Below are 24439 nucleotides of genomic sequence, written 5' to 3' on the forward strand. Positions count from 1 at the left end.
GGTTGCCGCCGACTGGCGCCCGGCGCGGGCCGACGGCACCAGCCGCATCGCTGGGCGGCCGCGTGTTCCGGCGCGCAGGTTGGCCTGCCGGCGGCGTGCGCGGCGGCGCTCGGCCCAGGCTTGCAGGATGGTGGTAATGAATCGCGGCATAAGCCCCTCGCGCTGGTGGACGGTATCTGCCCAGCCCTAGCGGAGGGACCGCGAAAACCGGGCCAAACACGCATTCCGTGGCCGAAAAGCTAACGTCTTATCGCGCCTATCTGCATTTCGGGACGCAAAACACGCGGCTCGTCGCAATCACGTGGCGGCTGGACAGGCCTTTGCATAAAGTGAGCACATCGAAACACACTTTTAACCACCGAAAGGAAGCAAAATGAACGTCCTGAAAAACTTCGAAGCCCTGTTTGTCGTGACCCTGGGCCTGGCCTGCGCCGCCAACTACGTGCTCGACGAAACCACCGCAGCCCCTGCGCCGGTCCAAGCCAGCTACACCGCGCCAGCCGCCGCCAAGGACATGCAAGTGATCGTCGTCAGCGCCAAACGCCTGACCGCCGAACAGAAAAAACAGTCGCTGATCGACGAGAACAAATCCGTGCTGGCCGCCGACACCACCGCAGCGAGCAAAATTTGAAGGCCCGTAATCCCTTCGCCTGTACGCGCCATCGAAACGTCGCGTAACAGGCGAAGCCCCTAACCGCCTCGCTCAATTCCCTCCTCGTCCGTCAGCATCTTCCCGCCTTGTCCCCTCTGTACGCCACCGTACACACCACCACAGCTTTGTGTCAGATGTAAAAAGTTGCATCATCGGGAGGCATCCCTGGCGCTGCTTGCTATAGTTCGTTCAAGCGTTGCACGAAAACGCGCAAACGGAGAACACATCATGATCAAACGCTCGCACACCATTTACGCTGCCGCCATGCTCGCGTTGAGCGCCGCAGCATTCGCTCCAGCCATCGCCTCGGCGCAAGTCGGCGTCAGCGTCGTGATCGGCAATGCACCGCCGCCCCCGCGTTTTGAAAGCATGCCGGCGCCGCGCCGCGGCTACGTCTGGGCGCCTGGTTATTGGAACTGGGACGGCAGTCGCCACGTGTGGCTCGGCGGCCGCTGGGAACAGGAACGCAACGGCGCGCAGTATCGCCGCGCCGAATGGATACGCGACGGCGGCAACTGGCGCCTGGATCCGGGCGGCTGGGTGAACGTTGGCCCGGCCCCGGTGCAGGTTGACTATGTGACCGTCGCCCCGCCGCCGCCGCGCTATGAACGGATGCCGCCACCGCGTTACGGCTACGTCTGGGCGCCGGGTTACTGGGACTGGCGCGGCCACCGCCACGAATGGATTAGCGGCAGCTGGGTCGCCGAGCGTCCGGGCTACGTTTATGCCCAACCGCGCTGGGTGCAACGCGATGGCCGCTGGCTGCGCGAGGAAGCGCGCTGGGACCGAGGCCCGAACGGCGACCGCGATCATGACGGCATCCCGAATCGCTACGACCGTCACGACAACCGCAACTACGGCCACGGCCGCGGCGACAAGGACCACGACGGTGTGCCTAACCGCTACGACCGCGATCGCGATGGCGACGGCGTATCCAACCGCAACGACCGGCATCCAGACAATCCGCGCCGCGATTGATGAGCGACGCTGATTTCGAAGCATTGGCCACGGCCGCCTACAAGGGCGAGCGCGTGGCCGCTCGTCGTCTGGCGGCGCGTTCCGAGGTGAGCGAGGCGCAGGCCTTGCATCAGGTGCTGACGCAGGTGGCGGGCGTGCAGGGTTTGGCGCTGCTGCTGGCCGAACGCAGCGCCTTGCGCGAGCGCGACGAGCAACTGCGCTTGGCTAAATTAGAGGAGAAGGCGCGGCAACTGGAACGGCGCGCGGCGCGCATGCGGCCGGCCACCGACGGCTGGCGTGGATGGTTCGACGGTTCGGCGCATCCGAATCCGGGGCAGATAGGCATAGGCGCGCTGCTGTGCGGGCCGGAGGGCGAGCGGGTGGAAATCAGCCGCCGCGCCGGATATGGCAATAGCGGCGAGGCGGAATACCTTGCGCTGACGGCGTTGCTCGAAGCAGCCGTGCGCCTGGGCGCGACCGGGCTGACGGTGCATGGCGACAGCCAGGTGGTGATCAACGATGTGAACCTGAGTGCTCAGGCAGTGGCCGCAGGCCGTGGCGCCAAGGGACTGGAAGAGCATCGCCAGCGTGTGATGGACTTGATGGCGCCGCTGGGCACCGTCAGCCTACGCTGGGTGCCGCGCCACCGCAATGGTGACGCGGACCGCCTGTCGCAACAGGCGATTGACAGATCGCCGGCCATAGCCCCAGAGGCTTGATACGTCATTCCCGCGTAGGCGGGAATCCATGCTGAGCGACTAATCGTGCGGTCTATGGAGGGAATTCAGGCAATGCCTGGATTCCCGCGTGCGCGGGAATGACACGGTTTAGGCGCGGCTGGTCAGGCGCAGCGCCGGGCGTGAAGCGGCGGTGCGTGCAGGCGCGCCGCGCGAACGCGACGGCGATGCCCCATCCACCTTGAACACGCTGACCGCCTGCGCCAGCGCCGCTGCCTGCTGCTGCATCGATTCCGCCGCGGCGGCGGCCTGTTCGACCAGCGCGGCGTTCTGCTGCGTAACGCCGTCCATCGCGCCGATGGCGTGATACACCTCATTGATGCCGGCGCTCTGCTCAGTACTGGCCGCCGTAATCTCGGTGATGATGTCGCTGACCCGGTGCACGCTGCTGACAATTTCATCCATCGTCAGGCCTGCATCGGCCACCAGCTTGCTGCCCTGGTTGACCTTGTCGACCGAATCGCCGATCAGCGTCTTGATCTCCTTGGCCGCCGACGCCGAGCGCTGCGCCAGGTTGCGCACTTCCGTCGCCACCACCGCAAAACCGCGTCCCTGTTCGCCCGCGCGTGCCGCTTCCACGGCGGCGTTCAGCGCCAGGATATTGGTCTGGAAAGCGATACCGTCGATCACCGCGATGATGTCGACGATCTTGCGCGACGACTGGTTGATCGAATCCATCGTCTCCACCACCTGCGACACCACCGTGCCGCCCTTGACCGCCACCTGCGCGGCCGATGCCGCCAGCTGGTTGGCCTGGCGCGCGTTGTCGGCATTGTGCTTGACGGTCGACGTCAGCTCTTCCATCGACGATGCGGTTTCCTCCAGCGCGCCGGCCTGCTGCTCGGTGCGGCGCGACAGATCCTGGTTGCCCGCCGCGATCTCGCTCGACGAGGTGGTGATATGGTCGGTACCGCTGCGCACCTCGTTGACGATGCCCAGCAGGCTGGCGTTCATCTCCTTCAACGCGGACAGCAGCTGGCCGGTTTCATCGCGCGCACTGTCGTCGATATGGCCGGTCAGGTCGCCGCCGGCGACGCGGCGCGCAGCCGTCACCGCCAATTGCAGCGGGCCGGTGATCCCTGTGGTCAGCAGCCACGAACTGACGGCGCCGAAGGCCAACACCAGCACCGCCAGCACGTACAGCAGGTTGCGGCTGCTGGCCGCTACTTCGTCGATGTGGACGGCGGTGGCGTCGATTTTTGCGCGCTGCATTTTCAGCAGTTCCTGCATCAGCGCCTGGTAGCTGGTGGAACCGGGACGGAACACGTTGGCGAAGACCTTCTCGGCCTCTTCCAGTTCGCCGGCGCCTTTCAGCTTGGCCACCTGGTCGCGCGACGACAGGTAGATCTTGCGCTGCTCGCCGATGCGGCCGAAGAGTTCCTTCTCGTCGGCGTCGACGATCAGCGCTTCCACTTTCTTTTGAAATTCCGCCGAGATGGCCGACGAGGCTTTCGATTCCTCGGCGAAGAAGGCGCCCAGCGTTGGATCGCTGCTGCGGGCGATGGCGGTGGTGCGGCGGATAGCGCTATCAATCTTGCTTGACCAGTCGGAGATCATGCGCTCCTTGGCCAGCGGCACCTGCATCATCTCGCGCGTGGCCGTGGCCACGCCCTGCAGGCGCCAGACGCTGATCGCGGTGATCAGCATCGCAAACGCCAGGATGATGCTGAAGCCCAGTGCCAGGCGCTTGCCGATGCTGATATTGGCCAGCATCGTCATCACGCGGCCAGCGCGGTGTTTTCGACCAGGCCCATATCGGCGCTGGACATCAGCTTGTCGATATCGACCAGGATCAGCATGCGCTCGTCGAGCGTGCCCAGGCCGACGATGTGGTCGGTGTTGATGGCCGAGCCGATTTCCGGCGCCGGCTTGACTTGTTCGGGCATCAGCGTGGTGACGTCGGAGACGCGGTCCACCACCATGCCGACCACGCGGTGGCCGATGTTGAGGATGATGACGACGGTGAACTGGTCGTAGGTCGGCGTGCCCAGGTTGAACTTGATGCGCATGTCGACGATCGGCACGATCAGGCCGCGCAGATTGACCACGCCCTTGACGAAATCGGGCGCGTTGGCGATGCGGGTCGGGGTTTCGTAGCTGCGAATCTCGGCTACTTTTTGGATATCAATGCCGTACTCTTCCTGGCCCAGGGTGAAGGCCAAATACTCGCCGGCGGGGGTCGTTGCGTGCAGTTCGCTTACATTACCAGACATGGGGTTTTCCTTCATTGCCAAAAATGATTGACGGCAATGTTACCTCAAGTCAAGAAGATACGCAGCAAATAAATGCACCAGAGAAACAAATAAGCTTAACGCAATTTCCACCTTGGTTTTTCCATCAGCTGGTAGGTCGAGGCCGGCAAGGCGCGCAGCACCGTGGTGGCCACGGCGCGCGGATTCGGCGCCTGCGGTTCCGGCTTGGCGGGCTCGGCGTCCGCCGCGGCGCGTTTGGCCGACAATTGGTTACCGGCGACCGGGTTCGGGCGCGCACCGGCCGGGCGGAAGTCTTCCCCCCTCAGCTGGAAATGGGGCGCCACGGTCGGCGTGTCGTCCAGCGCCAGCGCGTGGCCGCAGGCCAAGGCCAACAATATCGGTGCAAGCGCCGGGAGGTTACGCATCAAAAGTGCCTGTCGTTATCAAATATGGTTGCATTTTGCACAATCTCATCGTACTTGGCAAGCAAACAATTATTAATCGCCGCCACGTTACCCTGCACAAGGGCTGAATCAGGCTGTATGATCTGAAAAACTGATCGCCAAGACATCATGGGAGAACGATGAACAGCTTGCTGAACAGCTGGCACCCGCGCCTGGTTCGCCTGGCCAGTGCCGCCGCCGGAGCCGATGGAGCACACGACACCAACCACCTGCACCGGGTCTGGCGCAACGCCACCCTGCTGCTGGACGATTATCCCGAGGCCGACGCGCTGGTCGTGCTGGCCGGCTGTTATCTGCACGACCTGGTCAACCTGCCCAAGAACGATCCCGAACGCCACCTGGCTTCGCGCAAGGCGGCGCTGCTGGCCAGCCGCCAGCTGGCCGAACTCGATTTCCCGCCGAATAAGCTGGCCGCCGTCGCGCATGCGATCGAGAGCCACAGTTTTTCCGCCGCCATCCGCGCCGAGACCATCGAGGCCAAGATCGTCCAGGATGCCGACCGCCTCGACGCGCTCGGCGCGGTGGGACTGGCGCGGCTGTTCTACACGGCCGGCCGCATGGGCACCGCGCTGGCGCACGCCGACGATCCGATGGCGCTGCACCGCGAGCTCGATGAAAAAGCCTATGCGCTGGACCATATCGACACCAAGCTGGCCACCCTGCCCGGCAAGATGCAAACGGCCGCCGGACGCCGCCTGGCGCAGAACCGCCTCAACGAGCTGACCGCCTTCCGCGACAGCTTCATCGCCGAGTGGGCCGCCAGCCCGGCCGCGCCCTGACCCTCTCGCCCTGACCTTCCTTTTGCAGACCACATGACCACACCCGATACCGCCACCACCGTCATGCCGGCCACCGCGCCGGCGGGCAACCTGAACTTCATCCTGATCTGCGTTTTCATCGATATGCTGGGCATAGGACTGATCGTGCCGGTGCTGCCGATGCTGATCGGCGAGTTCGCCGGCTCGCGCGAAAACCAGACCCACTGGTTCGGCATCATGAGCGCGGTGTTCGGCCTGATGCAGTTCATCTTCATGCCGATGCTGGGCGCCGTCAGCGACCGTATCGGCCGCCGGCCGGTGCTGCTGTATTCGATGGCCGGCATGTGCATCAACTTCCTGTCGACGGCGTGGGCGCCCAACCTGGCCTGCCTGTTCATCGGCCGCGTGGTGGGCGGCATGTCGTCGGCCAGCATGTCGGTGGCCTCGGCTTACGCGTCCGACGTGTCGACGCCGGAGAACCGCGCCAAGAGCTTCGGCAAGGTCGGCGCGGCGTTCGGCCTGGGCTTCATCTGCGGCCCCATGCTCGGCGGCCTGCTGGGCAACGTCAATCTCCACCTGCCGTTCTATGTGGCGGGCGCGCTGTCGGCCGCCAACTTCGTCTACGGCTATTTCGTGGTGCCGGAATCGCTGCCGGCGGAGCGCCGTTCGGCGTTCAGCCTGGCCAAGATCAATCCCCTGACCGCCCTGTTCAAGCTGGCGCGCCGCACCGAGATCCGCGGCCTGGTGGTGACCTTCGCGCTGGTCACCTGCGCGCAGATGATGCTGCAAACGACCTGGGTGCTGTACACCAGCTTCCGCTTCGACTGGACGCCGGGGCAGAACGGCGCGGCGATGTTCTGTGTCGGCCTGATGGCGGCCGTGGTGCAGGCCGGCCTGCTGGGCATCCTGATCAAGCGCTTCGGCGAAGTGCGCCTGTCGCTGCTGGGGATGTGCTCGGGCGGCCTCGCCTACCTGTTTTACGGCCTGGCCACGCAGGGCTGGATGATGTATGTGCTCATCATCTGCAACGTGCTGTCGTTCGCTGTCGGCCCCGCGCTGCAAGGCATTGTCTCGAAATCCACACCGCCCAATGAACAAGGAGAATTGATGGGCTCTTTGCAATCGATCAGCAGCCTGGGGGTGATCTTCATGCCACTGCTGGGCACCGCCATCCTGGCCGAAGTCGGCCACCTGCCCGCCAACGACTGGCGCATCGGCAGCACCTTCTACCTGTGCGCGGTGATGCAGGCGCTGGCCATCCTGGTGGCGCAGCGCTTCTTCCGCCAGCACCACATGCAGGCCGCCAAACCATGAGCCGGCGCAGTATCGTCATGCGCACCATGTTCACCATGCTGCTGGCGGCCGGCGCGCTGCAGGCCGCCGCCGCCGAATGTTCGCGCGATATCGCCGCGCCGGTATCGACCAGCGGCGCCAGCGTCCAGGTCGAGGGCACGCACATCGGCGGCATCTATCCCGACCTGTTGCGCAACATGGGCGCCAGGAACGGCTGCAACTTCGTCTTCACGCTGGTGCCGCGCGCGCGCCAGGTGGCCATGTACAAGGACGGCAAGGCGGACCTGCTGGTGCCGGCTTCGCGCACGCCGTCGCGCGACCTGCTCGGCACCTTCGTGCCGATGATAGGCCATCGCGCGATGCTGATTTCGGTGGAGGGCCAGCGGGCGCCGATCACCAGCGCGAAGAACTTGCTGGAGCGGCGCGACCTGCGCGTAGCCGTGGTGCGTGGCTTCGACTACGGCGAACAGTACATGGCGCTGGTCAACGAGCTGTCCAAGCAGGGCCGCTTGTTCATCGAGGTCGACGTGGTGGCGGTGGCGCGCCTGCTGAACGCCGGCTCGGCCGACGTCACCATCATGGGGCCGACGCTGATGGCCGGCGCGATCCGGCGCGACCAGCGCGTCAATGGCATGCAGGAAAAGCTGCGCATGGAGGCCATTCCGGAACTGCCGTGGCACGAGAGCGGCGCTTATGTGTCGCACGCGCTCAAGCCGGAAGACCAGCGGCTGCTGGTCGACATGCTGGAAAAGATCGGCAGGTCGAACCTGGTGATGGATGGCTACCGCCGCTATTTCACCCCGGACGTGCTGACCAACAGCGTGCGTCCGCGCTAGCCACTAGTCCACCACCGGCAGCTCCAGCGCGCTGCTCTCGGCGCCGGCGTGGTACACGCGCAACGTCGCCTTCTTGTAGTCGGCCGGCTTGGCGTAGAAGATGTTCGGCACGTAGGTCTGCGGATTGCGGTCGTACAGCGGGAACCAGCTGGACTGGATCTGCACCATCACCCGGTGGCCCGGCAGGAACACGTGGTTGGCGTTCGGCAGCGCGAAGCGATATTTCTCCACCGCGCCCGGCGTGATCGGCGACGGCTGCTCCAGGCTGTTGCGGTAGCGGCCGCGGAAGATGTCCATCGCGATGCCCAGCTGGTAGCCGCCCAGCTCCGGCTGCGACGGCACCTCGTCCGGGTAGACATCGATCAGCTTGACGACCCAGTCGGTGTCGGTGCCGGTGGTCGAGGCGTACAGGTTGACCATGGCGGCGCCGGAGATTTTCAGGCGCGCCGTCAACGGCTCGGTGACATAGCTCAGCACATCGGTGCGGTCGGAAACGCCGCGCTGGTCGCTGACCAGCCACGGACGCCACACGTTCGCATCGTTCATGTGCACCGGGCGCGGCACGAACGGCACCGGCTTGGCCGGGTCGGACACGTATTCATCGTAGGCGGCGCCGTCTTTCGGCGCCTCAGTGTCCTGCTTGAAATCCAGCTTGAAGTCCGGCTTCAGGTAGATCGGCTTCAGCGGCGCAGGGCAGCCGGCTTCGCAGGCCAGCGGCCAGCGCGCCAAGCGCTGCCAGCGATTGACGCCGGTCTGGTAAAACAGCACCGGCGGCGTGTCGGCGGCCGGCGCGCCGTCCTTCAGGTATTGGTCGAGGAAAGGCTGCATCACGTCGCGGCGGAATTCCAGCGCGGTGTCGCCTGTGAACTTGAACGCGCCCAGGCTGGAGCCTTCGTAGTTGACGCCGCTGTGGCGCCACGGCCCCACCACCAGGAAATTCTTGTTGTTGGCGGTGTCCTGCGGCTCCACCGCCGAGTAGAAGGCGTAGGCGCCGTAGATGTCTTCCTGGTCCCAGTAGCCGACCACGGTCATGGTCGGCACTTTCATCTGGCGCTTGGCCAGGATCTTGTCCAGCGCCTGCTGCTGCCAGTAGCCGTCATAGGCCGGATGTTCGAACAGCTTGCGGGTGAAGTTGAGCTGGTCGAGGCCGAACTGTTTGGCGTAATCGGCGGTCGAGCCGCCGCGCAGCGCGCCTTCGTAGTCGTCGTAGACGCCGGTGGCCAAGGTCTTGCCGCTGCCTTTGGCGGCGGTCTGGCCGGCGATGTAGCTCAGGTTGGGCAGGCGGAAGGCGCCGTTGTGGAACCAGTCGTCGCCGCGCCAGCCGTCGACCATGGGGCTCATCGGCACCGCGACCTTGAGCGCCGGGTGCGGATCGACCAAGGCCATCAGCACGGTGAAGCCTTCGTAGGACGAGCCTATCATGCCGACGTTGCCGTTGCTCTCGGGGGTGTTCTTGACCAGCCAGTCGATGGTGTCCCAGGCGTCGGTGGCGTGGTCGGTGCGGGTGTTGTTGAGCGCGCCCTTGACCGGGCGGGTCATCACGTACTCGCCTTCGGAGCCGTATTTGCCGCGCACGTCCTGGTAGACGCGGATGTAGCCGTTCTCCATCATCACTTCGTCGCCCTGGCCGACGGTGGCCAGCACGCTGGGGCTGACGTTGCGCTGGGCGCGGCCGCTGGCGTTGTAGGGGGTGCGGCTGAGCACCATCGGCGCGTGGACGGCGCCCTTGGGGATGACGATGACGGTATGCAGCTTGACGCCGTCGCGCATCGGGATCATGACGTCGCGCTTGACGTAGTCGGCGTTGGGGACGGCGGTGTCGAACTTGGCGGGGATATCGGGCGCCATCGGCGGCGTGGGCGTTTGCGCCGTTGCGGCGGTGACCATCAAGGTGGAAAGCACTGCAACTACAAGGTCACGCATATCGGCTCCGGTAAGGGGTATTGCTCAAGATCGGCAATACTACCTTATCGTTTAGATTAATGCATGAGCTTGAAGAGCACGGCGGTCAGCCCGGTTTGTACGACGATCACGCCCACCATCCACTGTATCAACTCCGACTTGAGCTGCGCCAGGCGCATGTCGAGGTAGTTCTTGGTCACCAGATGGCTGTCGACGAGCTGAAACATGGCCGAGGCCAGCGCCTTGGCCTGCTTCTCTGGCATGCCGCCTTCAATCAGAGTATCCATAAATGCGACAGAATCGAAGTTATCAGGCATTTTAATCTCCTTGGGCTTAGGCCGCGAGCACTCAATCTAGTTCCCAATCCCGCGCCGGGCCTTGCGGCGGCTCACACCTTGACAGACCGGCGCTGAGCTGCAACCATACGCGCATGAAATTTTTTACTACACGTCACGCCTGCCTGATTTGGCGCCGCTCCTAGCGCGCGGCCACTGTCTACCCATAGTGATGTGATATTTTTATCAACGCCGCCCTTATCTGGTGGCGTTTTTTATATTCGTCGCGCCGGACCGGGGCAACGTAAAGGAACCCCTGATGAGCTTGACCGAACAATCCGAAGTAATCGCCACCGCGCCAGCCGCGCCTAAAGGCCCGACCGTGATCCTGACCGGCGACCGCCCGACCGGCCCGCTGCACCTCGGCCACTTCGTCGGCAGCCTGCGCAACCGCGTCGCCTACCAGCACGAATACAAGCAGTTCATCATGCTGGCCGACGCCCAGGCCCTGACCGACAATATGGACGACACCAACAAGGTGCACCGCAACGTGGTCGAAGTGGCGCTGGACTACCTGGCGGTCGGCATCGATCCGGCCAAGTCCACCATCCTGATCCAGTCGCAGATCCCGGAACTGGCCGAGCTGACCTTCTACTACCTGAACCTGGTGACCGTGGCGCGCCTGGAGCGCAACCCGACCGTGAAGACCGAGATCGCGCTGCGCGGCTTCGAGCGCGACATCCCGGCCGGCTTCCTGACCTACCCGGCCTCGCAGGCGGCCGACATCTCGGCGTTCAAGGCTTCCATCGTGCCGGTCGGCGACGACCAGATCCCGATGATCGAGCAGACCAACGAGATCGTGCGCCGCTTCAACCGCCTGGTCAACCAGGAGATCCTGGTCGAATGCAAGGCGCTGGTGCCGGAAATCGGCCGCCTGCCGGGCACCGACGGCAAGGCCAAGATGAGCAAATCGCTGGGCAACACGATCAACCTGGGCGCCACCGCGGCCGAGATCACCGCCGCCGTGAAAAAGGTTTATACCGATCCGCTGCACCTGCGCGTGGAAGACCCGGGCCACCTGGAGGGCAACGTCGCCTTCATCTACCTGGACGCCTTCGATCCTGAACAGGACAAGCTGGCCGAAATGAAGGCCCACTACGTGCGCGGCGGCCTGGGCGACTCGATCGTCAAGAAGCGCCTGGAAGTGGTGCTGCAGGAGATGCTGGCACCGATCCGCGCGCGCCGCGAAGCGCTGGCGCAGGACAAGGGCTACATCATGCAGATGCTGAAGGAAGGCACGATGCACGCGCGCGAAGTGGCCGCGCGCACCGCCGACGAAGTCAAGGCCGCCCTCGGCCTGAGCTACTTCTGAACCTGGTGACGCCGGACGCCCTGCCCTCGCAGCTTGCGCTGCTGTGGCTTGCGGCGGTGTACGGCGTCGCCAGCATCATCTGCTTCATCGCCTACGCGGCCGACAAATCGGCCGCCATCAAGGGCCGCCAGCGCACGCCGGAAAGCACGCTGCTGCTGTGGGGCCTGGCCTGCGGCTGGCCCGGCGGCCTGCTGGCGCAGCGCTGGCTGCGCCACAAGACGGTCAAGACTTCATTCCAGCTCGCCTACTGGTGCAGCGTGGCGCTGAACCTGTCCGCGCTGGCCGCCGTCTGGTGGCTGTGCACAATCTACTGAGGAGTTCGACCATGTGGCATGGCGTGATGTGCGGTTTGCTGGCGGGCGCCATGTGGGGCATGGTGTTCATCGTGCCGGAATTGCTGACGGCGTTCACGCCGCTGGAAATGGCTTGCGGGCGCTACATCGCCTACGGCCTGATCGCCGGCGCCCTGATGGCGCGCCGCCTGCCCGCGCTGCTGCGCCGCCTCGACCGCGCCGACGTGGTCGCGATGATCAAGCATGCGCTGGCCGGTAACATCGTCTATTACATGTTGCTTGCGCTGGGCGTCAAGTTCGCCGGCGTGGCGGCCACTTCGCTGATCATCGGCGTGCTGCCGATTTCGGTCACGCTGGTCGGCCAGAAGGACCACGGCTCGGTGCCGCTCAAGCAGCTGATGCTGCCGCTGCTGCTGGTGGCGGCCGGCATCGCCTGCATCAATATCGACGTCTTCACCCACGACGCGGGCAACGGCGCGCCGCTGGCCGACAAGATCCTCGGCGTGCTGTGCGCGGCCGGCGCGCTGCTGTGCTGGACCTGGTATTCGGTGGACAATGCGCGCTACCTGAAGCGCAATCCGCACTTCAGCAGCGGCGAGTGGTCGGCCTTGTACGGCCTGTCGAGCGGCTTGATCGCGCTGGCGATTGCGCTGGCGGGGCTGGCGCTGTTCCATGCCGACGTGACCGGCGCCGGCGCCGTGGCCAGCGGCCGCGATTGGACGCTGTTCTGGATCGTCAATGCGCTGCTGGCACTGGGCGCGTCGGTGATCGGCAACCACCTGTGGAATATCGCCAGCCGCAAGGTGCCGCTGACCTTGTCCGGCCAGCTGATCCTGTTCGAGACCCTGTTCGCGCTGATGTATGGCTGCATCTACAAGCAGCAGCTGCCGCGCGGGCTGGAGATCGCCGCCATGCTGCTGCTGGTGGCCGGCGTGATGTGGTCGATGCGCGTGCATGCGCTGGACGACGCCAGCGAGGCGCACGCCGGCTAGTCCTACTAGTCGGCCAGTTATTCGGGCTTGAAGCGCTCCGCCACCAGCTCGGCCATCGCGCCATCCTGCAAGCCCGCCGCCACGCCGCGCTGGTCGGCGGCGCTGCGGTTCTGGCTGACCTTCCATTTCCCCACCAGACTGTCGATCGGGATCTCGATGCCGATGATGGCTTTCATCGTCGCGGCCATGAAATCGACAGGCGCGTCGTCCACCTCCCACGGCTGCGGCAGGCCGCTTTCGTGCTTGTTGGTCAGGTGGTCCAGCAGGCGGCGCAGCCAGAACGGATCGTCCACCACCCGGCCCACGCCGCGCGCCTGCACCATCGCGTAGTTCCAGGTCGGCACCACCTTGTGCGTGGTGCGCTTGGTTTCATACCAGCTCGGACTGATGTAGGCCTCCGGCCCCTGGAACACCACCAGGCATTGCGCCCCCGCCTCCAGCTTGCGCCACAGCGGATTGGCGCGCGCCACGTGGGCGCGCAGCACGCCCAGGCCGCTACTGCCCTCGTCGGCGTACAGCAGGAAGGGGATCAGGTCGGCGGTGACGCCGTCGGCATCGACGACGATCAGCGTCGCCAGCGGATAGGCGTGTATCAGACCATGGCGGACTTCCAGGCGGTCTTCGGCAAAAGCGGGTTGCAGGTACATGGCTGGGCGGGTGGCGTGGATGACCAGGCCAGTGTAGCAGCCGCACCGCACCGCCGACAGAGCCAGCAAGGGGCGCCGCCATGGTGCCAGTGTAAGAAAGTCTGTACATTGATGACTACCTCTTACAAGCGGGCCAATCAAGCAGACGAGATGAACACACCAGGGAAGAAGACAGCGCAGGACCAACTGTACCGGGAAGCGGCGGCGACCTTCGGCCGCCATGTGGCGCGCTTCGCCGCCGGCTACGAGCGCGACCCGACCAGGCGGCAGGAGCTGCTGCAGGAGGTGCATCTGGCGCTGTGGCGCAGCTTTGCGGGCTTCGATGGACAGTGTTCGCTGCGCACCTGGGTGTACCGGGTGGCGCACAACGTCGGCGCCACGCATGTCCAGCGCAGCATGCGTTCGGTGGAGCGGCACGGCGTGGAGCTGGAGGAAGCGGAACTGCACGCCGACGAAACGGCCGACATGCAGCTGACCGACCGCCGCCTCGACCTGCAACGCGTGATGGCCCTGGTGCACGCGCTGCGGCCGCTGGACCGGCAGCTGATGCTGCTCTACCTGGAGGACCTGGACGCCGCCAGCATCGGCGAAATCACCGGCCTGTCGGCCCGCAACGTGGCGACCAAGGTGCATCGCATCAAATCACTGCTGGCCAACCGGTTCGGCGAGAGGAGCACATCATGAACGACGACGACATCAAATCGCTGTGGCAATCGCAGCCGGCTTCGGACTACGCCGGCGAGACCGGGCGCTTTCAACGTCAAGTCAAACTGCGCGACCTGCAGGAGAATATCGCGGCGCTGCTGGCGGCCCTGTTTTTCGCGGTCTACGCCTGGCTGGCGCCGGAACCGTTCATGCGCATTGGCAGCGGCTTGATCGTGCTGGCCAGTTTCAACATCCTGTACCAGCTCAGGCGCCATGCCATGCCGCCGGAAAGCCTGGCCCTGCCCGCCGTGGCTTGCCTGCGCATGGAGCTGGTGCGCCAGCGCGACCTGCTGCGCGGCCTGTGGCTGTGGTGCATGCTGCCATGCACGCCGGGCATCGCGCTGCTGCTGTGGGGGATGGCGCAGCCGGATCCGTCGCAGTTCCCGTGGCAGATGGTGGCCCTGATGGCGGTGCCGTTTATCGTGGTGATCGTCATGAACCACCTGACCGCGCGCAAGCTGCAGGCCCGGATAGCCCAATTGGACCAGGCTTAATCCAGCAAGCCGTTCTCGCTCAGCACGTCCTGGATCAGCTCCAGGCGCAGCACGGGATTTTCCTGCAGCAGCAGGCGCTGCTTCTCTTCCACGTCCAGCCGCAGCAGTTCGCACCAGCGGTTCGCCACCCAGCCGGCTTCGTCCAGCCGGTATGGCGGCGCCAGCGGCATGTTGGCGGTGGAGATCTGCTTCTTCTGCAAGGAGCGTATCAGCGAGCCCAGCGCGTTGGCGACGTCCTGCTGCTCGCTGGGAACCGGCACCACCAGGTCTTCGGCGACTTCCTCGACCTCGGCCATCCACAGGCCATGCTTGAGCTGCTCGGCGGATTTGATCTGGAAACGCGTGGTGCCGATGCAGGAGATTTGCAGCAGGCCCGGCAGCGGCGCGGTCCAGTCGAGGATGCGCGCCATGGTGCCGGCGTCGGACAGGGTTTCATGTTTGTCGGGCACGCGGGTTTCGCTGCCTTCCAGCAGCGGCACGACGCCGAATTCTTCACCCCGGGCGATGCAGCGCTTGACCAGGTCCAGGTAGCGCACTTCAAACACCTGCAACGGCAAATGCCCGTCCGGGAACAGGATGGTATTAAGCGGAAAAAGAGGAATTGATGCCATTCCGCTATCATCGCATGAAATGGCTGTGCCCGGTCTAGACAACCAGCACTAACCTTACGGCTTCCTTAAGGTCGGCGAAAAATCAGACCGCCTTTCATCACAAAAGCAACGCTGCGCAGCGCGCCGATATCCCGGGTCGGGTCGCCCTGCACCGCCACCAGGTCGGCCAGGTAGCCGGCGCGGATCTGGCCCAGCGAGGCGCCGCGGTCCAGCACCGCCGCGTTGACCACGGTGGCAGCCTGCAGCGCCTCGGTCGGCGTCATGCCCAGCCTGACCATCCATTCCAGCTCGCGCGCGTTGTCGCCATGCGCGAACACGCCGACGTCGCTGCCATTGCCGATGATGACGCCCAGCTTGCGCGCCAGCTGGAAGGCGCGCGCGGCGGCCTGCATGGACGGCGTCGGCGGCCCGCCGCGCTGGTATTTCTGGAAGTATTCGCTGGTCGCCTCGGGCGCCGTCAGGGTCGGGAAGTAGGCGACGCGGCGCTCGGCCATCAGGCGGAAGGTGGCCTCGCTGCCGCCGTAGCCGTGCTCGATGCTGTCGACGCCGGCCAGCGTGGCGCGGCGCATGCCTTCGTCCGTGCTTGCATGCGCGGAAACCTTGCGTCCCGATTCATGGGCGGCGGCCACCAGCGCATTCAGTTCCGCCTGCGAGAAGGTGGCGTGGGCGCTGCCGTCGGCGCCGGTGCGGTAGTCGGCGTAGACCTTGATCCAGTCGGCGCCGCGCGCGCCCTGCTCGCGCACCGTGCGCGTGACCTCGTCGACGCCGCTGGCTTCCTGCGCCCCCTTGGGCAGATCGACGTCGGCGCGGTAGCTGCGCGGCGACGGACCATAAGTGCCGGTGGCGACAATCGCGCGGGTGGCGATGAATAAACGCGGACCGGGAATAACACCATCCTCTATCGCTTTTTTAATCGCCACGTCGGCATATAAAGCGCCTTCGGTGCCCAGGTCGCGCAGCGTGGTAAAGCCGGCTTGTAATGTGGCGGCCGCATGGCGTCCAGCCAGCAAGGTGCGGTATTCCACCGACTCCTTCAGGACCTGGTCATCCCACGAGGTTTCGTTATAAGGATGCAGCAACAGATGCGAATGCAGATCCATTAATCCCGGGATCAGCGTGGCGCCGGGCAGGCTGATACGTTCGGCGCCGGCGGGGACATTCATTTTATCGGCGGGGCCGACGGCGGCTATCTTGCCCTGCACGATAAGCACCGACCAATGGTCATGCGCGGGGCCGTCGCCGGTCCAGACGCGGTCCGGGCTTAATAAGCTGTCGGCAGCCTGCGCGGCGGGAGTAAGGAGGGAAATTAAAGCGGAGAATAATACTGCGGCACGGCGCATCATGGATCGCGTCCCAAAAGAGAAAAGCCGGGGCCGGGGTTTATAAGAAATATAAACCCGCACACCCCGGCCTTGCAGCGAGCTTGCTGAGTAAGCTTACTTAATCAGATACTGCTCTTTGTCCTTGCCTTCCAGCCATTTAGGAGCGCGGCCGCGGCCGGTCCAGGTCTGGCCGGTTGCGTCGTCACGGTATTTGGTTGGCACCGGCGCGCGGGTCTTGACCGTCTTCACCTTGGCTACGCCGCCCAGATCCGCCACGGTCAGGCCGTATTCACGCATGATAGCCGTGACTTTCTCTTTGGCCTGCGCGATTTCATTCTTGCGGGCGCTTTCGGCCAGATTTTCCAGTTCGGCGATCTTTGCTTTGTATTCCTGGTAAGTCGTCATCGTATTTCCTTCTTATTGGCGGGTTAAATATTAAAAAAAACCACTGGTGACAATGTGTGAGAATTTATTAGCGCAATTTACCATAACTTTGCGCCGATTCTCCAGAGATATATGTGACAAATACCAATATAGCGATAAAAACGAATAATTTCCACCACTCTTGTTCAAATGAAGCGTGTATCAGACGCTTTTACGACGGCGGCGCAATACCCAGGTAGAAAGCCCCGTTATAAAGAATAGCGCAGGCAACAAACCGGCAATCACCATAAGCCAGCGGCCTATGGCGCCGCCGAATTGGCCTGAATGCAGCGGGAATAAAGACGCCAGGAAGCGGTCGCCGCCAGTGCCTGACAGCGGATTAACTGTTTCAATCACGGCGCCGCTGCGTATATCGATCAACAGGCGCAAGGTGCCGGTGCGCTGCCAGTCGTCGGCGCGGCGCAGGCGGACCTGGTACAGGCCGCGATCAGGCAAGCGTTGCAGCGCCAGCAGCACGGCGCCGTCGCTCAGGTGCTGTTCGGCGATGGCTTTGGCGTCGTTCCAGGAAATCGTGGTTTCGCCTTTTTGCACGGCCGGCATGGCGATGCTGCGGTGCTCGGCGCTGACCGCCGTCACCTGCCCCACCAGCGCGCGCGCCAGTTCCGGCAAGCCGTTGTAGAAGCCGGTGGCGGCAAGCACCAGCATCAGCACAATCGCCAGCAAACCGGCCGAGCGGTGCAGGTCGAAATGGCTGCGATAAGCGTTCTGGTGCAGATTGACGCGCAAGGCGCGCTTCCAACCCGGCGTGGAATTCGGGGTCGGCCAGGCCAGCAGCAGGCCGACGATCAGCAAGGCCACCCAGGCCAGCGCCAGCCAGCCCAGCGCGGCGCGGCCGGGTTTGCCTTGCAGCAGGCTGTTGTGCCAGCGCAGCAGGGTCGGCACCAGATGCGGGGCGTCGAAGCCGACTTCTTCGCGGTTGCGGCTGCCCAGCAAGGCGCCGCTGCACGAGTCCAGCATGGCCTCGTTGTCGGCTACGCCGGGCGACTTGAAATACAGGCCATAGCTGGCGCCGGCATGGCTGGGTAAATATACCGAGCTGACTTTCGCCTGCGGCCACACGCGCTGCAGGCTGGCGACCGCGCCGATCACATCCAGCGGCGCGACGCAGGGCACGGCGTTGTGGACCAGCTGGGGATTGAGCTCGGCGTCGATCTCGTGCTGGAACACCAGCAGGCTGCCGCTCAGGCCGGCCAGCACCAGCACCAGGCCCAGCGTCAACCCCAGCCAGCGGTGCAACCACAGCACGCCGGGACGGATGGTCTGGCGCAGGCTGCGTGGCGGTCGGTGAACTGGGTGGTGGGCGGTGGACATTGGACTCGGCATCAAAAGAGGACGCCGATTATACTAAAAGTTGATTGTGGATGCGAACAATTCTCAATTACGGCTCATTCGCACAGAGGGCGGTGCTCGACGCCATCCTTCACCACTTTGCGGATCAGGTTGGCCAAGCGGCAAGTCGCGGGGCCGGCCACTTCCGGGTTGGCGACGATCAGCGACAGCGACAGCTTGCGGCGCTGCCCCACCCGCAGCGGCAGCGGCTTGAGCAAACCTTGCTCCAGCTGGGTCCGTATCTTGTGTTCGGGCACCCAGCCGAATCCCAGGCCGTTGCACAGCATCTCCAGCCGCGTGTAAGGATTGGTGACGCTCCAGCGCTGGTTGCTGTTGAGCCAGCCGTGGTCGCGCGGGTTCAGCGTTCCGGAATCGCGCACCACGATGTGCAGGTTGCGGCCCAGGTCGTCCACTTCCAGCTCGCGGCCCAGCGTGTGCAGCGCGTGGCAGGGATGGGCCACGGCGACGAAGTCGATATCCATCAGCACATCGCCCAGGAAGCCAGGCGGGACGCGGCTGACGATGGCGATGTCGACGCGCTTTTCCAGCAGCGCGTCCTCGGAGCCGGACAGCACGGTCTCCTCCAGGTTGACGCGGGTGTGCTTGGCCCACGGCTCGAAATCGCGCAGCACCTGCACCAGCAGCTCGACCGGGAACAGGCTGTCGACCGCGATGCCGACCTGCGGCTCCCAGCCTTCGGCCAGGCTGGCGGCCAGTTGCTCCAGCAGGAAGGCGTCGCCCAGCAGCTCGCGCGCCTTGGCCAGCAAAGCCTCGCCGTTTTTCGTCAGGCGCGCGCGGCGGCCGTCGATTTCCAGCAGTTCCACGCCCAGTTGCTCCTGCAACTTGGCCACCATGTAGCTGACCGACGACTGGCTGCGGTGCAGCGCCTCGGCCGCCTGCGCATAGCCGCCGCATTCCACGATCGCCTGCAATACCTGCCACTGCTCCAGCGTGCTGCGGGGGATCTTCACTTCGATTCCATGACAAAGGTTCCGTCCCAGTCGTCGGGCGGCGGATAGTCGGCCATGTGGCCGCAGCGCTCGATGTACAGCGCGGCCACCTTGTCGTGCGGATTGAGCGCCAGCACCTCGTCGAACAGCTTGCCGGCGGCGGCCCAGTGGCGCTTGCGGTAGCTGAGCAGGCCGTTGCGGAACAGGCCCATGGCCTCGGCCAGGTTGGGGTAGCTGTCCTCGGTGTGGAAGTCCATCACCTCGTAGATCGAGACCGGCTGGGTCTTGCCCTTGACCACCACGATGTCCACTTCGCGCAGGCGGTAGGTGCCGCGCAGCGCGCGGTAGGTGAACTCGCTGATGAGGATGCGCGCGCCGTATTGCTTGCAGGCCGATTCCAGCCGCGCCGCCAGGTTCACGCCGTCGCCGATGATGGTGTAGTCCATGCGCTTCTTGGAGCCGATGTTGCCGGACACGACCTGGTCGGTGTTGAGGCCGATGCCGATCTCCACCGGCGGCTTGCCCTCGCGCGCGCGCAGCTGGTTCCAGGCGCTCAGCTCATTCATCATGGCGATGGCGGTGCGCAGCGCGCGGTCGGCGTCGTCGTCGTGGCCAACCGGAATGCCGAAGGCGGCCATGATGGCGTCGCCGATGAACTTGTCGAGCATGCCCTCTTCGCGCTGGATGCAGTCGACCATCATCGTGAAGTATTCGTTGAGCAAGGTGACCGTGCCCTGTGCGCCGAGCTGCTCGGTGATGGTGGTGAAGCTGCGGATGTCCGAGAACAGCACCGTGGCGTGCACGTTTTTACCGCCCAGCATTTCGGCGCCGTTGGCCACCATCTGGTCGGCGATGCCGGGGTCCATATAGCGCGACATGGTCGAGCGCAAGCGCTTCTCGCTGGAGATGTCTTCGAGCATCAGCATCCAGCCGATGCGCTTCTTCTCCATCGACAGCAGCGGCTGCACGCTGAAGTTGACCGACAGCGTGGCGTCGTCCAGCACCAGCTCGGCGTCCATCAAATGTTCGGCGGTCTGTTTTTCCTCGACGTGGCGCAGCTTGTCCATCACCCAGGTGTTGGCGGCGCCGAAGAACTCCGCCGCCGAGCGGCCGACGATGCCGTCCGCCGCGGTGCGCAGGATGCGCAGGCCGGCGGCGTTGCAGGTGACGATCTTCTCCTGGCCGTCCAGCGTGATGACGCAGTTCGACATCGACTCCAGCATGGCTTCGTTGTAGTTCTTGATCTGCTGGACGTCGGCGAACAGCTTGGCGTTTTCCAGCGCGATCGAGATCTGCGCGGTGAAGGCGCGCAGCCGCGATTCATCCTCGTGGGTGAACGGGCCGCCGCGTTTGTTGAGCACCTGCGTCACGCCGATGATCTTGCCGGCCTTGTTGACGATCGGTACGCATAAAATCGAGCGGGTGAAGTAGCCGGTGCGCTTGTCGAACGCCGGATTGAAGCGCAGGTCGGCGTAGGCATAGGGAATGTTGATGGTCTTGCCGGACGTGAACACGGCGCCGGCGATACCGGCCGTGTTGGGCAGGCGGATTTGCAGCGACTCCAGGCCCTGCCCCACTTCCGACCACAGCTCGCCGGTTTTCTCGTCGTTGAGGAACAGGGTCGAGCGCTCGGCGTTGAGCAGGCGCGTGGCCTCGCCCATCACTTTCTGTAGCAGCGAACCGAGCTTGATGTCGGCCGTGACCTCGGACACCACGTCGATGAATTCCATCTCCTGGCGCCGGATCTTCTTCATGCTTTCGAGGAAGCGCGCGCTTTGCAGCGCCAGCGTGCCTTGCGTGGTCAACGCTTCCAGCAACTGCAGGTCGGCGCGGGTGAACTTGCCGCGGCGCTTGTTCAGCGTCTGCGACACGCCGATGATCTCGCCCTTGAAAGTCTTGATCGGCACGCACAGGATGTTGCGGGTGACGAAGCCGGTCTGCTCGTCGATGGATCGGTTGAAGCGCGCATCGGCGTAGGCGTCGACGATGTTCACGGCCTCGCCGGTGGTGAACACGTGGCCGGCGATACCGGTGTGGTTGAGGAAGCGGATCTCGCGCTGGATATTGCCCTGTGCGACGCGCGAGAACAGTTCGCCGGTCTCGGCGTCGTTGAGGAATAGCGTGCCGCGTTCGGCATCGAGTTCCTCGGTGGTGACGTCGATCAGCGCGGTCAGGATTTCATCCAGCGTATCGTAGGCGGCCATGCGGCGCGACACTTCCAGCAGCAGCTCGACCTGGCGCAGCCGCTTGCGCTGGGCGCCGGCCACCGCCTGCGCCGAGGCTGCCTCGCTCTTGACGGGCGGCTTGGCCGGCACGCTGCGGATCGCGGGCTTCGAGGTGGACACAGGATCTCTCATGCGCGCGCCTCCAGCGTGTCGCGCAGCGCGCGGATGGTGTCGTGCAGCTGGGCGATTTCGGCGTGGCGCACGGTGTTGGCCTGTTGCAGCGCATCGATCTTTTCCTGCGTCAGCCTTTCCAGGCTGGTGCGCAGGGCGGCGACGGTTTCGCGCAATTGGCTGATCTCGCTGTGGGCGAAGGACAAGGCGTCCTGCACCGCGTGCTGGCGCTCGTTGTGGGACAGCTCCAACTCCGAGCGCAGCACGACCACGGTGCGTTGCAAATCACGCACCTCGGCCAGCGCCAGACGCAGGCTGTCGTCGTCGGGCTGGATCATCTCGGTAACTTTAGGCTTTTTCAGGGGAGGCCCGCTGCAAGAAGTACACCACAGCATCATATCATCCTGGAATCACTGCGCCTCGGAATCCTGCCTTCAAAAACGCTTTTCGATGGTGACGCGCAACTGGGTTTCGCCGCTGGCCACCGTCAGCCGGTTCTGCGTGCCGCTGGTGTCGCTGTACAGGCTTTCCGTGATGTAGTCCTGCGCCAGCAGGTTGGAAACGGCGACGCGCAGATTGTTCTGGGTGTCGATTTTCCACAACGCATACACGTCCAGGTCGCGCCGCACGCTGGTGTAGCCGCCCTGGGTGCCGCTCAGGCGGGCCAGGCCGCCGTTGCGGAAGCTGAAGCTGCTGCCGGTGCTGAGCATGCCGCTCGGACTCTTGTAGTCGACGCCCAGGGTGGCGCTGAGCGGGGTCTGCTGGTCGAGGCGGTTGTCGGGGCCGGGCACGCTTTCCACCCGCGACCAGTTGCGGCTGATGCTGGCGCGCACATCCAGCGCCGGCGCGTGCTCGATCAGCGCGCGCACCGGGAACTTGGCTTCCAGCTCGATGCCGCGGGTTTCGGCGCGGCCGTCGTTGATCGAGGTCGAGACCCAGCGCTGGTCTTCGTACAGCAAGCCCTGGTGGGTGTAGTTGTCGATGCGGCGCATCGAGGCGCTGGCGCTCAGCAGGCCGCCCTCGCCCCAGTAATGTTCGAACGAGGCGTCCAGGCCCAGCGCCAGTTCCGGCTTCAGGTGCGGATTGCCGCGGCGGTCGGGTTCGGTCGGGCTGTTGTTGGTCGAGGTGAACTTGCGCGGAATCAGACTGGACGTGGACGGCGCCTTGTAGGTGCGGGTCAGCGCCAGACGCAGCTGGTCTTTCTTGTTGGGGAACTTGAACAGCGTTTGCATCAGCGGGCTGAACACGCTGGAGCGCTGTTGCACGGAATCGAAGGTATTGCCGTCGCTGCGGGTGTCCAGGCCTTCCCAGCGCAGGCCGGTGTAGAGCGACCATTGCGGCGTCAGGTTCCATTCGTCCTGGCCGAACAGCGCCAGCCGCGTCACCTTGGCCGAGAAGCCTTCGTCGCTGTTGTCCGGCGCGAGGCCGCCCGGCAGCGCCGCTTCGCGCTGGCTGCGGGTGTCGTCGCGCTGGGTGATGCCGGCGTCCCAGCCCACCGACAAGGCGTGCTCGGTCGGCGCCTCGCCCTTGCCGTCGGCCGGCGCCGTGCCGAAGGTCAGTGGCCGCGAATACTTGCCCTGGGTGCTGAAGCCCTGCTCGCTGCTGGTCGAGATGACGGTGCGCGCCAGCGTCGCCGGCAGGCCGTTGTTGCCGCCGAACTGCAGGGAATCGGCGGTGTTGCGGTTGTCGCTGACGGCGGCCTTCAGGTCCATCTTGGCGCCCTCGCCCAGCTTGTGCACCCAGTTCAGGTCGCTGCGGCCGAAGCCGTTGTGGCTGCTGAAGGTGCTGTCGACGCGGTCGTAGTCCGGGCCTTTGCCCAGCGTGGTCTTGGTGCGGCTGTGGCTGTTGCTGACGAACTGGTTCAGGTTGACGAAGGTTTGCGAGGTCAGCGTGTCGCCGTTGTCCAGCGTCCAGTTGATGCGCGGCGACAAATTCATGCCGTCTGCGCGGCCCTGGTCGTGCCAGGTGGCGGCGCGGTCCAGGTTGGGGACGCCGGCGGCGTCCGCGCCGGTATCGAACGACGGCGTCACGCGGTTGTACATATAGCGCCAGGCGTTGCCGCCGAACGAGTAGGAGGTGCTGCCGAGCTTGTCCGACATCTGCAAGCTGACGGACGGCGAGCTGAACTTGCTGCCCTTGCCTTCGCTGAACTTGACTTCGCGCTGGGCCGCCTTGAGCGCCTTCTTCAACACGATGTTGATGGTGCCGGCGATCGATTGCGTGCTGAACTCGGCGCTGGCGGCGCGCAGCACCTCGATGCGCTCGATCACGTCGGGCGACAGGCTGTCGATGGCGAAGCCGGCCGGCGCGCGCTCGCCGTTGATCAGGATCTGGGTATAGCCGTTGCCCAGGCCGCGCATGCGGATCTCGCCGCCGCTGCGGCCGGCCGCGCCGCTGACGGTGATGCCGGGCACGCGCTTGAGCACGTCGTTGACCGAGGTGTCGCCGTATTTCTGGATTTCCTCGCTGGTGACGACGGTCTTGCTAGCGGTATCATCGCGGCGCGCGTCATAGCTGGCGGCGGCGCCCTTGATCTCCACCTTCTGCATGGGGGCGGCTTCGGCCGGCTTGGCCTGCTGCTTGACCTGCTGTTTGGCGGGTGCCTCCGGCGCTTCGGCCTCGGCATGCGCGCCGGCGGCGAAGTAAATGGACAGGACAGCGGCAGCGATCTGCGTCAGACGAAGTTGGCGAACAGGCATGATTCTTAAGGGAAAGTGGTCGGACAAGTGGCGAGCTTGCATTATGCCTTGTTTAAACCGGAATGTTCAGCATTTAACAAGACGCCCAGATTGTTTAGTACGAATTCCTAAACCCGGGGTCAGGTCCCCCATTTGAGCATGAGCTCGGCTGGCACAGTCGAGCTCATGCTCAAATGGGG

Annotated in this window: 25 protein-coding genes; 11 read left to right on the forward strand and 14 right to left on the reverse strand. The window is 64.7% G+C overall.

What is annotated here, in order from left to right:
• Positions 1 to 373: 373 nt before the first annotated feature.
• From V6M89_RS29335 to V6M89_RS29345, 3 genes are all read left to right on the forward strand, one after another.
• Entirely contained in the window at positions 374 to 631 is a 258-nt protein-coding gene (locus V6M89_RS29335; RefSeq protein ID WP_332856536.1) for a hypothetical protein, read from the forward strand.
• A 249-nt stretch (positions 632 to 880) separates the two neighbouring features.
• Complete coding sequence (locus V6M89_RS29340; protein WP_332856537.1) at positions 881 to 1630, forward strand: hypothetical protein; 750 nt, start codon at positions 881 to 883, stop codon at positions 1628 to 1630.
• A complete protein-coding gene (locus V6M89_RS29345; RefSeq protein ID WP_332856538.1) occupies positions 1630 to 2328 on the forward strand; it encodes a ribonuclease HI family protein in 699 nt (232 codons plus the stop codon). Before V6M89_RS29340 ends, V6M89_RS29345 begins: the two co-directional genes overlap by 1 nt.
• A 108-nt stretch (positions 2329 to 2436) precedes the next feature.
• Here the strand turns inward: V6M89_RS29345 and V6M89_RS29350 are convergent, their stop codons facing one another.
• The 3 genes from V6M89_RS29350 to V6M89_RS29360 all read right to left on the reverse strand — a co-directional run bounded on the left by V6M89_RS29350 (position 2437) and on the right by V6M89_RS29360 (position 4963).
• Positions 2437 to 4065, reverse strand: coding sequence for a methyl-accepting chemotaxis protein (locus V6M89_RS29350; protein ID WP_332856539.1), 1629 nt, complete (start codon positions 4063 to 4065; stop codon positions 2437 to 2439).
• Positions 4065 to 4559, reverse strand: a complete 495-nt coding sequence (locus V6M89_RS29355; RefSeq protein ID WP_116990000.1) for a chemotaxis protein CheW — start codon at positions 4557 to 4559, stop codon at positions 4065 to 4067. The genes V6M89_RS29350 and V6M89_RS29355 overlap by 1 nt, the downstream gene beginning before the upstream one ends.
• 95 nt (positions 4560 to 4654) lie before the next feature.
• The gene (locus V6M89_RS29360) at positions 4655 to 4963 is read right to left on the reverse strand and encodes a hypothetical protein (RefSeq protein WP_332856540.1); all 309 of its coding nucleotides are present in this window, start codon (positions 4961 to 4963) and stop codon (positions 4655 to 4657) included.
• A 158-nt stretch (positions 4964 to 5121) separates the two neighbouring features.
• On the opposite strand from V6M89_RS29360, the gene V6M89_RS29365 reads away from it, so the two are divergent.
• The 3 genes from V6M89_RS29365 to V6M89_RS29375 are packed head-to-tail and all read left to right on the forward strand — an operon-like array spanning position 5122 to position 7889.
• On the forward strand, positions 5122 to 5781 hold the full coding sequence (locus V6M89_RS29365) for an HD domain-containing protein (protein ID WP_332856541.1): 660 nt from the start codon (positions 5122 to 5124) through the stop codon (positions 5779 to 5781).
• 33 nt (positions 5782 to 5814) lie between these two features.
• Complete coding sequence (locus tag V6M89_RS29370) at positions 5815 to 7074, forward strand: TCR/Tet family MFS transporter (RefSeq protein ID WP_332856542.1); 1260 nt, start codon at positions 5815 to 5817, stop codon at positions 7072 to 7074.
• Positions 7071 to 7889, forward strand: coding sequence for a substrate-binding periplasmic protein (locus V6M89_RS29375; RefSeq protein WP_332856543.1), 819 nt, complete (start codon positions 7071 to 7073; stop codon positions 7887 to 7889). Before V6M89_RS29370 ends, V6M89_RS29375 begins: the two co-directional genes overlap by 4 nt.
• A 3-nt stretch (positions 7890 to 7892) precedes the next feature.
• Here V6M89_RS29375 and V6M89_RS29380 read toward each other — a convergent pair whose 3' ends face one another.
• Positions 7893 to 9812, reverse strand: coding sequence for a CocE/NonD family hydrolase (locus V6M89_RS29380; protein WP_332856544.1), 1920 nt, complete (start codon positions 9810 to 9812; stop codon positions 7893 to 7895).
• Positions 9813 to 9868: 56 nt separating this feature from the next.
• On the reverse strand, positions 9869 to 10108 hold the full coding sequence (locus V6M89_RS29385; RefSeq protein ID WP_116994394.1) for a hypothetical protein: 240 nt from the start codon (positions 10106 to 10108) through the stop codon (positions 9869 to 9871).
• A gap of 277 nt (positions 10109 to 10385) precedes the next feature.
• Here V6M89_RS29385 and trpS point away from each other — a divergent pair, with 277 nt between their 5' ends.
• The 3 genes from trpS to V6M89_RS29400 are packed head-to-tail and all read left to right on the forward strand — an operon-like array spanning position 10386 to position 12723.
• Positions 10386 to 11438, forward strand: coding sequence for a tryptophan--tRNA ligase (gene trpS / locus V6M89_RS29390; RefSeq protein ID WP_332856545.1), 1053 nt, complete (start codon positions 10386 to 10388; stop codon positions 11436 to 11438).
• A gap of 5 nt (positions 11439 to 11443) precedes the next feature.
• Positions 11444 to 11752, forward strand: a complete 309-nt coding sequence (locus V6M89_RS29395; protein ID WP_332856546.1) for a DUF1294 domain-containing protein — start codon at positions 11444 to 11446, stop codon at positions 11750 to 11752.
• An 11-nt stretch (positions 11753 to 11763) separates the two neighbouring features.
• Entirely contained in the window at positions 11764 to 12723 is a 960-nt protein-coding gene (locus tag V6M89_RS29400; protein ID WP_332856547.1) for a DMT family transporter, read from the forward strand.
• A gap of 17 nt (positions 12724 to 12740) precedes the next feature.
• Here V6M89_RS29400 and V6M89_RS29405 read toward each other — a convergent pair whose 3' ends face one another.
• The gene (locus tag V6M89_RS29405) at positions 12741 to 13370 is read right to left on the reverse strand and encodes an FMN-binding negative transcriptional regulator (protein ID WP_442882016.1); all 630 of its coding nucleotides are present in this window, start codon (positions 13368 to 13370) and stop codon (positions 12741 to 12743) included.
• Between the two features lie 150 nt (positions 13371 to 13520).
• On the opposite strand from V6M89_RS29405, the gene V6M89_RS29410 reads away from it, so the two are divergent.
• Entirely contained in the window at positions 13521 to 14054 is a 534-nt protein-coding gene (locus tag V6M89_RS29410; protein ID WP_332856549.1) for an RNA polymerase sigma factor, read from the forward strand.
• Positions 14051 to 14569 (forward strand): hypothetical protein, encoded by a 519-nt coding sequence (locus V6M89_RS29415; protein ID WP_332856550.1) that lies wholly within the window; start codon positions 14051 to 14053, stop codon positions 14567 to 14569. The genes V6M89_RS29410 and V6M89_RS29415 overlap by 4 nt, the downstream gene beginning before the upstream one ends.
• Here the strand turns inward: V6M89_RS29415 and V6M89_RS29420 are convergent.
• The 8 genes from V6M89_RS29420 to V6M89_RS29455 form a co-directional block, all read right to left on the reverse strand.
• Positions 14566 to 15180: an LON peptidase substrate-binding domain-containing protein gene (locus tag V6M89_RS29420; RefSeq protein WP_332856551.1), complete on the reverse strand. Its 615-nt coding sequence runs from the start codon at positions 15178 to 15180 to the stop codon at positions 14566 to 14568. The two genes, V6M89_RS29415 and V6M89_RS29420, sit on opposite strands and share 4 nt — an antisense overlap.
• A 65-nt stretch (positions 15181 to 15245) precedes the next feature.
• Positions 15246 to 16523: a metal-dependent hydrolase family protein gene (locus V6M89_RS29425; protein ID WP_332856552.1), complete on the reverse strand. Its 1278-nt coding sequence runs from the start codon at positions 16521 to 16523 to the stop codon at positions 15246 to 15248.
• A 93-nt stretch (positions 16524 to 16616) separates the two neighbouring features.
• Positions 16617 to 16907: an H-NS histone family protein gene (locus V6M89_RS29430; protein ID WP_008447725.1), complete on the reverse strand. Its 291-nt coding sequence runs from the start codon at positions 16905 to 16907 to the stop codon at positions 16617 to 16619.
• 180 nt (positions 16908 to 17087) lie between these two features.
• Positions 17088 to 18257 (reverse strand): PepSY-associated TM helix domain-containing protein, encoded by a 1170-nt coding sequence (locus tag V6M89_RS29435; protein ID WP_332856553.1) that lies wholly within the window; start codon positions 18255 to 18257, stop codon positions 17088 to 17090.
• A gap of 74 nt (positions 18258 to 18331) precedes the next feature.
• The gene (locus V6M89_RS29440) at positions 18332 to 19246 is read right to left on the reverse strand and encodes a LysR family transcriptional regulator (protein ID WP_332856554.1); all 915 of its coding nucleotides are present in this window, start codon (positions 19244 to 19246) and stop codon (positions 18332 to 18334) included.
• Positions 19243 to 21582: a GAF domain-containing protein gene (locus tag V6M89_RS29445; protein WP_332856555.1), complete on the reverse strand. Its 2340-nt coding sequence runs from the start codon at positions 21580 to 21582 to the stop codon at positions 19243 to 19245. Before V6M89_RS29445 ends, V6M89_RS29440 begins: the two co-directional genes overlap by 4 nt.
• Positions 21579 to 21899, reverse strand: coding sequence for a hypothetical protein (locus V6M89_RS29450; RefSeq protein ID WP_332856556.1), 321 nt, complete (start codon positions 21897 to 21899; stop codon positions 21579 to 21581). Before V6M89_RS29450 ends, V6M89_RS29445 begins: the two co-directional genes overlap by 4 nt.
• 96 nt (positions 21900 to 21995) lie before the next feature.
• Positions 21996 to 24260, reverse strand: coding sequence for a TonB-dependent receptor plug domain-containing protein (locus V6M89_RS29455; protein WP_332856557.1), 2265 nt, complete (start codon positions 24258 to 24260; stop codon positions 21996 to 21998).
• Between the last annotated feature and the right edge of the window lie 179 nt (positions 24261 to 24439).

Origin of the sequence: Duganella sp. S19_KUP01_CR8 (assembly GCF_036688705.1) — a bacterium.
Classification (GTDB): domain Bacteria; phylum Pseudomonadota; class Gammaproteobacteria; order Burkholderiales; family Burkholderiaceae_D; genus Rugamonas.